Source organism: Paenibacillus sp. FSL P2-0136 (assembly GCF_037975325.1).
GTDB lineage: Bacteria > Bacillota > Bacilli > Paenibacillales > Paenibacillaceae > Paenibacillus_AQ > Paenibacillus_AQ silagei.
The window spans coordinates 6,055,646-6,068,473 of the sequence record NZ_CP150244.1; the positions used below are offsets into that span (position 1 = coordinate 6,055,646).

Consider the following 12,828-nt stretch of genomic DNA (forward strand, 5'->3'; position numbering starts at 1 on the left):
GAAAGGATATCCAATAGTTATCTATTATTTATCAACTTTGGTGCAGCAAAATCGAAACTTTCACACAGGCGCCACCTGACTTATTGTTCGTTAGCTGAATACTGCCCCCTTGCTTCTCAGCCAGTACCTTGCAAATATTCAACCCCATGCCATAATGGCTCTCCTCATCTTCCGCCTTGCTTGTATAAAATGGCGTGGTAGCAAGCTTCAGATCCTGACTTGAGAACCCTTTGCCATCATCATTAACTGTAATCGAAAAGAATCCTTTAACAAATTCAAATCGTACAGAAATCGTCTGACTTGCATAACGAAGCGAATTGGCAATCATATTTTCGTATATCCTGGTAACCATTCCTGTATCAATGTTCAACGATTGTTCAGCGATTTGATTTTCAAATGATAATTCCAATGAATGTTCCCGTGCCAGAAATTCAGCCAAACTGCTTAGTTGTTTCAAAAAAACGGAAACCTCTACTTGGGTCCATGCTACCGAGATATCTTCGAGTTTTTGGGCCTCGCCCATAATTTGCACATAATTCTCCAGCCGTAATATATGTATACTCATGGTTGTTATGGTATCCAGTAGCTTCTCCTTGCTTATTTTATCTTCTGGCAGATATCTATTTAAAAAATCCGCGTAACCTCTTAATACTGTCAGCGGTGTCCGGAGATCATGTGAAAAAGCTGCATTCAACTGTTTTCTGTCCTCTATAGAACGCCACATCTGACGGTTGTTATCCTCCAAAGCAGCTCTCATGCTCTCAAAAGACCTGCACAGCTGCCCCATTTCATCTTCACTATAGTGCGGAATATGAAAATCCAAGTCATTATTGGATATTTTATTAGAAGCTTCGCGCAAAATCCCAATCGGTTGTTTGAGCTTATTATGGTAAAACAACCAGGAGGCCGACAAGGTAGCCAGCCCAAAAAATATCAAAATGGACCAGGAGTCCAGAAAACTGCATAACTTAATAATCTGTTCATCTGTATAAGAATAATCTGTATTGAAGTCCTTCATGTTGTAGACAATGGCTGGATTCTCAATGTCCGCTGAGGTGTAAGAGTCGTTATACTTCAGAAACATATTATTACGTATCTGGCCTGCCCCAGTAATAGTAATCACACTAAGGAGTCCGGCAATAAGGACAAATACAAGCATATAGATCATAAATGTCACCCTAATGGATAAGTTACGCCAACCTTTTATTACCCTACCCATTTATAGCCCACACCCCATACTGTTGAAATGTATATGTGATCACTAACCTCATTAAATTTAGACCGAATTCTTCTGATATGCTCTGCAACAACGATGCTATCCCCTTCATGATCCAGGCCCCAGACTTTTTCATAGATATGTTCTTTATCAAAGACTTGACCGCTGTTCATGGACAACAACTCAATAATACCAAATTCTTTCTTGGCAAAAGAAAGTGCGCGTCCTTTGTAATACACCCCTCTGGCGGAGTAGTCGATCACTAAATCATCTGAAAATCTGGTTTGTGTCTTAACAGATTGTCTTCGTTCACGGCGCAGATGTGCCTCTACCCTAGCTCCAAGCTCATCAATGCTGAACGGCTTCACAATATAATCATCCCCACCCACTCGAAAGCCATTAATTTTATCTGACTCTTCCACTTGCGCAGTCAGGAATATAATAGGGCAGGATACGAAATCCCGTATACGAGTGCACACCTCAAGACCATCAATCTCCGGCATATTAATATCCAGTATAATAATGTCTGGATTATACACTACTTTGCGTAATGCCTCCCCGCCGCTCCGCGCAGTTAAGACCTTATAACCATTTATCTCAAAATAATCTTTCAGCAGATTAACTATATCCGCCTCATCATCAACAATAAGAATTTGATTATTCATAGCTCATACTCCGCCTTCCTCGCCGGTACTTCCCCGTTCCCCGCCGAATATCGCTCCTTCCGCAAGCCCCGACACGAACCGCTGCAGCCAGGCATAGTACTCGGCCGCGTGCTCCAGCTTCTCCAAATCTCTGAGGCAGGCCTGCCGCTCCTCTTCGGGTGTGTCTGGTGCATGGGCCAGTGCCTGGAGGCCCGGGACCCCGGCTTCCATCGCTTCCTGCATGACATCGATCTCCCGCTGAAGCTTCAGGGTGAAGAAGTTCCGGAAGGCCTCGAAGAAGTCCGTCTCCGCTGCGTACAGCTCCTTCCGCTCACGCTTCTCCGGAAGCTTCGTGACCATCCGGGAGGCGATCAGGGAGCGGACTCCGTAGCTCATATTGCTTTTACTCATATTCATGACCTGCTTCATTTCCTCCAGCGTCATCGGCTTGTCCTCGAAGAACATCACTCCGTACAGCTGGCCGAAGGAATAATTCGCTCCATATAAATCCATGGTCTGGGCTATGGCATCGATCACCGGGCCGAGCAGCTGCTCCCGGGGCGAACGGTGCGGATGTTCCTCGCCGAATGCGGCCTGCTTCATCAGGTGGCACCTCATTTTCACATAGAATCGTTCTCTCTACCTTACACAATACCGCAGTTTTACCGCAATTTCCCTACAAATTTTACACAAAATCCGACCGGGCTTTACCCCCGCTTGACCACAAGCCTGCCTCATGAGTGTACAATTTTTTTTGAACAGAGGAGCTGTCCTCTGCATTATACCGCATCAACCAATGTGGATGAAATGGAGAATATGGACGAAAATGACACGTTCAAAATTATTCAGCGGCTTGAAGCCCGTGCTGTTCACTCTGCCGGCCATGATCCCTTTCGCCGTATTCTGGCTCGCGCCGCTGCTGTATGTGCTGTATCTCAGCTTCACGGAATGGGATTTCATGAGCCCGGAGAAAACCTTTGTCGGCTGGCAGAATTATACCGATCTGCTCAGCAACCCCGCTTTTTACAAAGCGCTGAGGGTGACCGTTCTCTTCTGCCTCGGCAGTGTGCTGCCGGTGATCCTGCTGGGACTGGGTCTGGCCCTCCTCATGAACAGAAAGCTGAAGGGCTCGGCCCTCTATCAGATCCTGCTGTTCTCACCTTGGGTGACGCCGACCGTCGCTGTGTCTATCGTCTGGTCCTGGATTTATCAGCCTGAAGCCGGGCTTGCCAATGCGGTGCTGAACTTCTTCGGCCTGGATTCCATCGGATGGCTGCAGGACCCCAAATGGGCATTAATCGGCGTCCTGCTGGTCACGATTTGGAAGTCGGTCGGCTGGGCAATGATCTTCTATCTGGTGGCGCTGCGCAATGTGCCTTCCGACCTGCTGGAAGCCGGGGAGCTGGACGGGGCAAGCCCGGTGCAGAAGTTCCTGCGGATTACATGGCCGCTGATCTCGCCGACTACTCTTTTCTTATTCGTGGTGCAGTTAGTCTCGGCACTTCAGGCCTATGACCAGATTAATGTCCTGACCCAGGGCGGCCCGTCCGGCTCCACCCGCACTCTGCTCTATCTGTATTATCAGTCCGCCTTCGAATCGTTCCAGATCGGAGAGGCCTCTTCCGTTGCTGTCGTCCTGGTCTTGATCTGCATGCTGCTGTCTGTCCTCTCGTTCGGGATCAGCAAGCGGACCACTCATTATCAATAGAAGCTATACCATCAACCCCTAAGGAGGTCTCACCGCTTGCCTATATTCACACGTATCAGCGGGCTGGTCCGCCAGATTTTTTTCGCCGCGCTTGCTCTTCTGATGGCCTTCCCGTTCTATTGGATGGTTACGAGTGCCCTCAAAACCAATGATGAGATCTGGCGCTCCCCGCCCACACTATGGCCTGAAGTGCCGCTGTGGGGTAACTTCGCCGCAGCCTGGAACGAAGCGCCGTTCGCCAGATATATGGGTAACAGTATCTTCGTCGCTGTCTCCATTGTCCTCCTGCAGACAATCAATTCCGGGATGATGGCTTATGCGCTGACGCATATGAAATTCCGCCTGAAGGGCGTTTTTGCCGGAGTGATTCTGTTCGGTTATATGGTTCCTGCAACGGCAGTCTACCTGCCCGGCTACCTGGTCCTCTCCGAGTTACACTTGCTGAACTCCTATGCGGGCCTGATTCTCTCCAACTGTGTGAGTATCTTCTCGATCTTCCTGATTAGGCAGGCCTTCCTTCAAGTCTCGCATGAGCTGGTGGAGGCCGGTGAAGTGGACGGTGCCTCGCATATGCGGATTCTCTGGACGATCCTTGTGCCGGTCACAAGATCCTCATTCGCCGTACTGGCGCTGATTACCTTCATTGACCAGTACAACAATTACTTCTGGCCGATGCTCATTACGAAGGACCCCAGCCTGCAGCTGGTCTCGGCCGGTCTGCGCAGCTTTTTCGTGGAAGGAGGTGCTTACGGACTGAAATGGCCGCTCATCATGGCCGCCAGCGCCTTCACGATTGCCCCGCTGCTGCTAGTCTTCCTGCTGGCGCAGAAAACGATAATGCAAAGTGTCAACATGACCGCAGGCTCAAGTAAAGGCTAAACCCTAAACTTCAATACCCAAGAGGAGAATGATGATGAACGTATCAAGTGGAAACAGCTTCGCCGTCCTTTTAAAGGACCGTACCGTTCCAGCGAGAAATTCTTCTATTTTCAAAAGGTTGTCTGTAGTATCCCTGATCGCCGGACTCTCCGTGCTCACCGCTTGCGGCGGAAATGCCGCTCCCAACAATGCAGTCACAGCGGACGGAGCAGCCGCCGCAGTCCCTGCTGCCAATGCCGCTCCGGCTGGAGGCGCACCGGTCACGATTGAATTCTGGTATGGGCTCGGCGGCAAGCTGGGTGAAAATATGGAATCGCTCATTCAGAAATTCAACGCCTCCCAGCAGGAGGTCATCGTCAAGGGAATCGTGCAGGGGGATTATACAGAGACTGAACAGAAGCTTCAGGCAGCGATTGCTGCCGGGCAGGTCCCGGCGGCGGTCCTCTCCTCCAATATCGATTGGGCGCGCAAGGGTTATTACGCCGCGATGGATGAGCTGATTGCCGGGCAACCGGACTTCAATAAAGAGGATTTCGTCCAGACCTTTCTGAACCAGGGCCAGGTTGACGGCAAGCAGTATTTCCTCCCGATGTATGGATCGACCCAGGTGATGTACTACCGTAAGGATGCTTTTGCGAAAAGCGGCATAGACGCCAGCCAGATTAAGACCTGGGAAGACCTCGCTGCGGCCGCGAAAAAAATGACCGTCTCCGAAGGTGGCAAAACCACCTTCTACGGCTGGGAACCGATGTGGGGCTCCGGCAATATGGTTGATGCCGCTCTCAGCAAAGGAGGCAGTATTCTTAGTGAGGACGGCACCAAGGTCACGATTGATTCCCCGGAGTGGATCGACGCCTGGGAGTTCTTCCGCAAAGCAATTCATGAGGACAAGACGATGCGCATTCATTCGGGCGGGCAAGGCTGGGAGTACTGGTACAAGACAATTGACGATGTGATGAAAGGCCAGGCGGCCGGATACACCGGCTCCAGCGGCGACCAGGGCGACCTCGATTTCAGCGTCGTCTCCGCTATGGAGCAACCGGGCTGGGCCGGAGCCGGCGAAGGCAAACCTGTCGCCGGGGCGAGTATGGCCGGTATTCCTGCCAAAGCCGGAGACGCCGAGAAGCAGGCAGCGATGAAATGGCTGACCTACTTCACAAGCTCCGAGAATACGGCCTTCTGGTCCATCAACACCGGCTACATCTCTGTCCGTGAGTCTGCACTCAAAGATCCGGCATTCGTCGCCTTCAGTGAGAGCAATCCGCAGATCAAGATTCCATTGCAGCAGGCGGCTCACGCTTCCCCTCCGTTCCAGGACCCGACAGGCGGCAAAATTAATGATGCCCTGACCATCGCAGCGGATAAGGTGCAGATTGAGAATATCCCGGCAGCCGAGGCGCTGAAGGAAGCGCAGCAGACGGCTCAGGCGGCACTGGATAACCTGAAATAGAACGGCTGAACTACGCATGCAGGAACAAATATACTGCCGTCTGATGAAGGCGGCGGTTTCTATCTGAATGTGAGAGCATCTTGACTATTCAAATTATGAAGGGGGACGCTGCGTGATTGAGCTTAACACTCCGCAAGGAAACTATCCCATATCGGCCATCCTCTTCGACAAGGATGGAACCTTACTACAGTTCGTATCCCTCTGGGGAAGCTGGGGCGAGTGCTTCCTGGACCAGTTCACCTGGAAGCTTGAGCAGCGCGGACTAAGCTTCCCTGAGCAGCACCGGGCCTCCCTGCTGGGAACGGTTCATGATGCCGCAGGGAAGATCACCGATTACGACCGCAACGGTCCGCTCGCCATGGGCACGATGAGCGATCTGTACGCCATTGCGTCCTGGCAGGGTTATTCTCTCGGCCTATCCTGGGCCGAAGCGGTCGAACTGGTGGACTCCTGCCGGAATGCAGCGGATGCGATGCTGGAGCAGAGCCGTCCGGTCCGTCCTCTTCCCGGGCTGGTGCCCTTTCTGGACGCGTGCGCAGCCCAGGGCACGCCTATGGCCGTAGTGACTGCCGACGAAACTGCGGCAGCCGAGAGTCATCTGCGCTGGCTGGGCATCCGCCAGTATTTCACCGCCGTGATCGGCACCGATCAGGTGGAGCGGGGCAAGCCCTTCCCCGACATGGCGCTGCTTGCCTGCGGGCGGCTGGGGGTATCTCCGGCTGAAGCCGCCGTGATCGGCGATACGAACGGAGATATGCGGATGGCGAAGGCAGCGGGCGCTGCGGCAGCCATTGGGATTGCCGGCGGAATTACCGCCGGGCTGGCGGCAGACACGCGGGCTGCCGGGACTCTTTTGCCGGATGCAGATTGTATCGTGTCCTCTTATGCGGAGCTTGGCGTACGAAGGATGGTACGATGAAGGCCGAAGGGGCCATGGCCTGGGTATTTCTTGCCTTAGCTATTGTCTTCGAGCTGTCTGGAACGGTCTCCATGAAGCTGTCGCATGGCCTCACCCGGCCCTGGCCCTCTGTGCTGATGTTCGTATTCTACGGAATTAGCTTCACCTCACTGAGTGTCGCCCTCACCTCCATCAAGGTTGGAGTCGCTTATGCCGTATGGTCCGGGGCGGGTATCCTCCTGATTTCTCTGGCGGGGGCATTGTTGTTCGAAGAGAGGCTGACGGGCTCCTCCCTCCTATGGGTGACTGTGATTGTAGCCGGAATTATTGGTTTGAACATTAGTACCAAGGGGCATTAGCCTAACGAATAAAAAATATTTCAAGGAGGCTTCGCTTGCCTATGAATACATTTGCCACACCCGGCGTTACTGAACCGCTGTTGACGTTCCAGATTATTACCGACACCCATGTCACGGCCGATCCCGAGCATGAGTACAATCAGAACTTCGGACGGGCGCTTGAGGATATAGCGGGACATGCTCAAGGCAGCAGCGGCATCATGCACATTGGAGATATAACAGACAATGGCTTCCCGGAGGAGTATGAGGAGGTCCAGCGTATTCTTGAACAGCATCAAGCCTCACTGCCGCAGCTTCGTTACACCTTGGGCAACCATGATGTCGGCCTCGGGCATTGGGAATCCCGCCTTGGGATGTATACTTCCCGGATGGGGATGCCGGGCCCCTATCATGACCACTGGATCTCAGGGTATCATTTCATCTTCCTCGGCACGGAGGAAGGGCTGCCTACGTTCTGCAATCTATCCGCTGAACAGCTGCAGTGGCTGGACCGCAAGCTTGGTGAACACGCACCAGACAAACCGAAGTCTAACGGGCAACTGCCGCCTGACCAGGAACAGACTTACCTGCCGGATCAGCCCGTCTTCCTCTTCCTGCACCAGCCGCTGAAGGATACGGTAGCCGGTTCACTGGAATCTCAGGAATGGTACGGGGTAACACAGGATCAGGAGCTGCGTACTATTCTGTCGCGGCACCCGCAGACCTTGCTGTTCACCGGACATACCCACTGGGAGCTGGAGGTCAGCAATACGATGTTTCCCGGCAACGGGCAGACGGCTACAATGTTCAATGCTGCTTCGGTGGCCTACCTCTGGACGGATGCAGATGAACACAAGAGCGGCAGCCAGGGCTATTATATAGAAGTCTATGCTGATAAAGTGCTTGTGCGGGGACGGGATTTCACTACCGGAACCTGGATTGAAGCGGCGCAATATGAGGTGGCGTATCCCGTTAACGCTCTAAGGTAATTCCGTTCGCGGAGCGTCCACCCAAGTGTCCACGCTACTCCTAATTACAATAAAAAGCTGTCCCAATCAGCCAGTTCATGGCGTTTGGGACAGCTTTTTCGTTTACTTTAATATAGCAGTCAATCCGTGTATCTTCTATTTAAAAGCAGGAAGCGCGATGTCCGCGTAATTATCCTCCAGGAACTTCTTCACTTCCGGGCCGCTGATCGCCTTCGCCAGCTTCTGGATGGCTTCGGAATCCTTGTTGTCCTCACGGGCAACGAGGGTGATGGTGAAGGCGGAATCTTCACGCTCGGTGATCAGCGCATCCTTCTTCGGAGTCAGGCCCAGCGGGCTGGCATAGGCCGGCGTCATCGCTACCAGATCCGCATCATCCAGCATCCGGGCCAGCATAAGCAGATCGACCTCCTCGAACTTATAGTTCTTCGGATTGGCAGTAATGTCAGCTTGGGTAGCCTGAATTCCTACCCCATCCTTCAGCGTAATCAATCCGGCATCTGCGAACATTTGCAGGGAGCGTCCAATATTGGAAGGATCATTCGCCATCACAAGCGTTGCTCCCTCGGGCAGATCAGCAATATTCTTGAAGCGTTTGGAGTACCCGCCGTAGATGGCATCATATACAGGCTGAACCGGCACCAGCTTTGCCCCTTTGCTGGCATTGAACTGTTCCATGTACGGGACATGCTGGAAGAAGTTCGCATCCACCTCTTTATTCGCCAGTGCTTCGTTCGGCTGCACATTATCGGACAGCACGACAACCTCCATGTCCACGCCTTCTTCCTTCAGAATCGGCTTCACAATATCGAGGATATCCGTCATTGGCGGAATCAGCGAGGCTACCTTGATCTTCACAGGTCCGGTGCTGGTTGCCGCCGGTGTCTCTTCCGCTTCTTTGCTGTTGCCGCAGCCTGCAAGTGCAAGCGTCAATATAAGCAGTACCAGTGCAAACGTGGTGGTTATTCTTCTTCCTGTTCTCTTCATGATATCTCTCAAGCCCCCATTATTGTATAGTATTCTAGCGTTTGTCCAGCAGTCTGGCTATCGTGCTTCCCGTGAACTGGATGAGCTGCACCAGCACAATCATCACGAGAATGGCATAGATCATCACCTCAGTCTCGAAGCGCTGATAGCCGTAACGGATGGCGAAATCACCCACGCCGCCGCCCCCGACAACCCCCATTACGGTTGAAAAAGAAATGAAGCTGATCGTAGACGCCGTGAGTCCCAGCACCAGCCCTGAACGGGCCTCTACATACAGAAATTTGAAGATGATTCCCAGCTTGGATGCTCCCATCGACAATGCCGCTTCAATCGTTCCCCGCGGAACCTCCAGCAGTGATTGCTCTACCAGCCGTGAGTAATAAGCAATGGCAACGATGGACAGCGGCACCGTGGCCGCCAGTGTGCCAATCGACGTACCTACGACCAGCCGCGTGAACGGAATCAGCGCCACCACCAGCAGCAGGAACGGAAACGAACGGATGACATTGACGATGCTGTTCAGCACCAGAGACAGCCCTCTATTCTCATACAACTGGCCTTTGCGGCAAAAATACAGCAGTGTCCCCAGCGGAAGACCCACCAGCAGCGCAGCGCCTATGGCAATGCCGACCATGACAAAAGTCTCGCCGATAGACTGCCACATCTGATCCTGGTATTTCAGCATACTCTCAAACATCGGATGCCCCCGTTCTGCCGGTGATTCTCTCCCGGAAGGAGCCTGAATGCGTTCCCGGCGGGAGGAAGCCGCCCTCGCCGCGGGAGAAGGAATCTACGATCCGTCCGCCCTCCATGACGGATACCTCAGAACAGATGCTACGCACAACGTCCAGCTCATGGGTAACGATCACGATGGTTACGCCCAGGGAAGCATTGATATGACGCAGCACCTCCAGAATGTCCGCCGTGGTGCCCGGATCCAGCGCAGATGTCGGCTCATCGCACAGCAGCAGCTTCGGACTATTGGCCAGTGCGCGGGCAATCGCTACCCGCTGGCGCTGTCCGCCGCTGAGCTGGGCCGGATATTGCCCGGCTTTGTCTGCAAGGCCTACGAATTGCAGACATTCCTCCACCCGCTTCATCCGCCCTGCACGCGGCACTCCGGCAAGCTCTAGAGAGATCGCCACATTCCGGCTGACGGTAGCATTACCGATCAGGTTAAAATGCTGAAAGATCATACCGATTCTCTGCCGCTGCCGGCGCAGTTCCTTGTCCGGCAGCTCCGTAAGCTGTTGCCCGTCAACCGTAACCGTTCCTGCATCGGGCCGCTCCAGCAGATTCATCAGCCGCAGGAGCGTGGACTTCCCCGCCCCGCTGGCGCCAATAATACCGTGAATGGCACCCGCCTGTACTTCAAGTGATACCTGATCGACAGCCGTATAAGGGCCGTCCTTCAGAGTGAAGCTCTTGCTAACCTGAATCAGCGAAAGAATATGAAGCCCTCCCCTACAGACTGCCTGGACATGCTCCCTGAACCTCAGGACTTATTGTACTATAATTATTTAAAATCTGTTTCATTAAAAATCTCTTTAAATAATAAGGTATTTCTTCCGCTGTGTCATCATTTTTTTCAAAATGATTGCTAAGCCTTTGGAAGAGCAGAGCATTATAAGGATGCTCGCGGCTCTATGGGATTATTCAAGGGAAGCAGGATAGTACCACAAAAACGGGTGCAGTCCCTGGTAGGACTGCACCCGTTTTGCTATTTTGCATACATAAGTCTATTCGCTCTGAACGCTTATTCTTTCACACTGCCGACATTAAGACCCACTACGAAATACTTCTGCATGAACGGATACACCAGCAGTATAGGTACGGAGGCGACCACTGTGATAGCTGCCCGGATCGAAATCGGCGTGACCATCGCCCGTGCTGAATTCTGATCCATCCCCACCCCGTTGGTTACGGTAGGGTTCCCGTTAGAGTTCATCGTTGAAGACAGCAGCTTCATCAGCTCATACTGCAGTGTACTCAGATGTTGCTTGGAGGAGGTGTAGATGAAAGCATCGAACCAGGCATTCCAGGCTCCGACCGCCACGAACAGTGCAATGGTCGCCAGCACCGGCTTACAGAGCGGGAAGACGACCCGCATGAAGATTTTGAAATCCCCGGCGCCGTCGATTCTGGCCGATTCCATCAGACTCTCCGGTATAGTCCCGATGTAAGTGCGGATGACGATCATGTTGAACGCGCTGATCATCGATGGAATAACATAGACCCAGAAGCTGTTCAGCAGGCCCAGGTCCTTAATCAGGAAATAGTTCGGGATCAGACCTGCGCTGAAATACATCGTCAGCACGAAGACTACAGTAATAAACTTACGGAATACGTACTCCCTGCGGCTTAAGGTATACGCCAGCATGGTTGTCAGAAAAATATTAAGCAATGTAGAAATCACTGTACGTGCCACTGAAATCAGGAAAGCATCAAAGATCGTTCCGGTAGCAAAAATCGCCTTGTAATTCTGAAAGGTCCACTGTCGTGGCCATAAGTAAATGCCGCCGCGGATCGTATCATTTCCTTCATTAAATGAAACAGCAATGGTATTGATGAATGGATATAAAGTCACAACCACCAGACAGACCATGAAGACCGTATTGAAGGAAGTGAACAAAAACGGTTCAAGTCTGCCGGTGCCTAGGTTTCTTTTCGCCGTAAAGCCTGCTTTATGCCCAGGGCTAATCTGCCGGTTATCCGCCATTATAACAACCTCTCTTCCCCAAGCCGCTTGGAAATCCCGTTAGCCATAAGCAGCAATGTCACGCTGACCACCGTTTTGAAAATCCCGCCAGCGGTTGCGAGTGAATAATTCCCTTGTGCAAGTCCGTATTTAAGCACGAAAATATCTATCGTTTCGGCCCAGTCTACTACCAGTCCGTTGCCGAGCAGGTACTGCACTTCAAAGCCTGCTTCCAGCACATGTCCTATGGACATAATCATCAGAATAACAATGGTTGCCTTGATGCCAGGCAGGGTTACGTGCATCATTTTCTTGTAACGGTTCGCTCCGTCAATCTCGGCAGCCTCATACAGGGCAGGGTCAATGGAAGCGATGGCTGCCAGATAAATAATCGTATTCCAGCCTACTTCCTTCCACACATGTGAAGCCCCTACGATTCCCCAGAAATATTTGCCTTCACTGAGCCACAGAATCGGCTCTTTAATCAGATGCAGCTTCATCAGAACGATATTTACAATCCCGTCATTGATGGACAGCGAGGTGGCCACAATACCGGTAACGATAATCCATGACAGGAAATGGGGCAGATAGGAGATCGTCTGCACGGTTCTTTTCCAGAATACTTTCTTAATCTCGTTAAGCAGCAGCGCCAGCACGATGGCTGTAACGAAGCCGAGGATCAGATTGATAACCCCCATGGCCAGCGTATTGCGCAGGACACGAATGAAGTTATCATCGGTGAACAAAAACTTGAACTGCTTCAGTCCCACCCATTCCTGCTCGCCGAAGGACTTGGCCGGTCTGTAGTTCTGGAACGCCATGGTCCAGCCCCACACAGGAACGTAGGCAAAAAGGATAATGTAGAGCATTAAAGGCACGGACATCCAGATCAGCTGTTGTTGATTCTTAATCACGCGCCAGGTAATCGGCTGCTTTTTCTTCTTGTTCTTCTTCGGACGCCGGACGCCAGTATCTATTTCTAAGGTCTCATCCATATTCGTTGTCTCCTACTCCATCAAATTAA

14 protein-coding genes are annotated in these 12,828 nt (G+C 52.2%); 6 read left to right on the top strand and 8 right to left on the bottom strand.

Features of this window, described 5'->3' with window-relative positions; all coding sequences use genetic code 11:
• Nucleotides 1–31 precede the first annotated feature (31 nt).
• Genes NYE26_RS25685 through NYE26_RS25695 form a run of 3 tightly spaced genes read right to left on the bottom strand, consistent with a single transcriptional unit; the run spans nt 32 to nt 2,463 of the window.
• Nucleotides 32–1,168, bottom strand: a complete 1,137-nt coding sequence (locus tag NYE26_RS25685) for a HAMP domain-containing sensor histidine kinase (RefSeq protein WP_339251111.1) — start codon at nt 1,166–1,168, stop codon at nt 32–34.
• Nucleotides 1,169–1,206: 38 nt separating this feature from the next.
• Nucleotides 1,207–1,881: a response regulator transcription factor gene (locus tag NYE26_RS25690; protein WP_036731187.1), complete on the bottom strand. Its 675-nt coding sequence runs from the start codon at nt 1,879–1,881 to the stop codon at nt 1,207–1,209.
• 3 nt (nt 1,882–1,884) lie between these two features.
• Nucleotides 1,885–2,463, bottom strand: coding sequence for a transcriptional regulator (locus NYE26_RS25695; protein WP_339251113.1), 579 nt, complete (start codon nt 2,461–2,463; stop codon nt 1,885–1,887).
• Between the two features lie 223 nt (nt 2,464–2,686).
• Between NYE26_RS25695 and NYE26_RS25700 the strand changes: the two genes are divergently transcribed.
• The 6 genes from NYE26_RS25700 to NYE26_RS25725 all read left to right on the top strand — a co-directional run bounded on the left by NYE26_RS25700 (nt 2,687) and on the right by NYE26_RS25725 (nt 8,122).
• The gene (locus NYE26_RS25700; protein WP_036731118.1) at nt 2,687–3,568 is read left to right on the top strand and encodes a sugar ABC transporter permease; all 882 of its coding nucleotides are present in this window, start codon (nt 2,687–2,689) and stop codon (nt 3,566–3,568) included.
• A 36-nt stretch (nt 3,569–3,604) separates the two neighbouring features.
• The gene (locus NYE26_RS25705; protein WP_051478477.1) at nt 3,605–4,447 is read left to right on the top strand and encodes a carbohydrate ABC transporter permease; all 843 of its coding nucleotides are present in this window, start codon (nt 3,605–3,607) and stop codon (nt 4,445–4,447) included.
• Between the two features lie 118 nt (nt 4,448–4,565).
• On the top strand, nt 4,566–5,897 hold the full coding sequence (locus NYE26_RS25710) for an ABC transporter substrate-binding protein (RefSeq protein WP_339251115.1): 1,332 nt from the start codon (nt 4,566–4,568) through the stop codon (nt 5,895–5,897).
• A 112-nt stretch (nt 5,898–6,009) separates the two neighbouring features.
• Nucleotides 6,010–6,816: an HAD family hydrolase gene (locus tag NYE26_RS25715; protein ID WP_036731116.1), complete on the top strand. Its 807-nt coding sequence runs from the start codon at nt 6,010–6,012 to the stop codon at nt 6,814–6,816.
• A gap of 14 nt (nt 6,817–6,830) precedes the next feature.
• A complete protein-coding gene (locus tag NYE26_RS25720) occupies nt 6,831–7,154 on the top strand; it encodes a multidrug efflux SMR transporter (RefSeq protein ID WP_339251117.1) in 324 nt (107 codons plus the stop codon).
• A 41-nt stretch (nt 7,155–7,195) separates the two neighbouring features.
• Nucleotides 7,196–8,122, top strand: coding sequence for a metallophosphoesterase (locus NYE26_RS25725; RefSeq protein WP_339251119.1), 927 nt, complete (start codon nt 7,196–7,198; stop codon nt 8,120–8,122).
• Nucleotides 8,123–8,257: 135 nt separating this feature from the next.
• Here NYE26_RS25725 and NYE26_RS25730 read toward each other — a convergent pair whose 3' ends face one another.
• The 5 genes from NYE26_RS25730 to NYE26_RS25750 form a co-directional block, all read right to left on the bottom strand.
• Nucleotides 8,258–9,106: a MetQ/NlpA family ABC transporter substrate-binding protein gene (locus NYE26_RS25730; RefSeq protein ID WP_339251121.1), complete on the bottom strand. Its 849-nt coding sequence runs from the start codon at nt 9,104–9,106 to the stop codon at nt 8,258–8,260.
• 34 nt (nt 9,107–9,140) lie between these two features.
• Nucleotides 9,141–9,803 carry a methionine ABC transporter permease gene (locus tag NYE26_RS25735; RefSeq protein WP_036731110.1) on the bottom strand — a complete coding sequence of 221 codons (663 nt, stop codon included), beginning with the start codon at nt 9,801–9,803 and terminating at the stop codon, nt 9,141–9,143.
• Nucleotides 9,796–10,557, bottom strand: coding sequence for an ATP-binding cassette domain-containing protein (locus tag NYE26_RS25740; protein WP_339257617.1), 762 nt, complete (start codon nt 10,555–10,557; stop codon nt 9,796–9,798). Before NYE26_RS25740 ends, NYE26_RS25735 begins: the two co-directional genes overlap by 8 nt.
• A 305-nt stretch (nt 10,558–10,862) precedes the next feature.
• Entirely contained in the window at nt 10,863–11,825 is a 963-nt protein-coding gene (locus tag NYE26_RS25745) for a carbohydrate ABC transporter permease (RefSeq protein ID WP_339251124.1), read from the bottom strand.
• The gene (locus NYE26_RS25750; protein ID WP_209878954.1) at nt 11,825–12,799 is read right to left on the bottom strand and encodes an ABC transporter permease subunit; all 975 of its coding nucleotides are present in this window, start codon (nt 12,797–12,799) and stop codon (nt 11,825–11,827) included. Before NYE26_RS25750 ends, NYE26_RS25745 begins: the two co-directional genes overlap by 1 nt.
• Between the last annotated feature and the right edge of the window lie 29 nt (nt 12,800–12,828).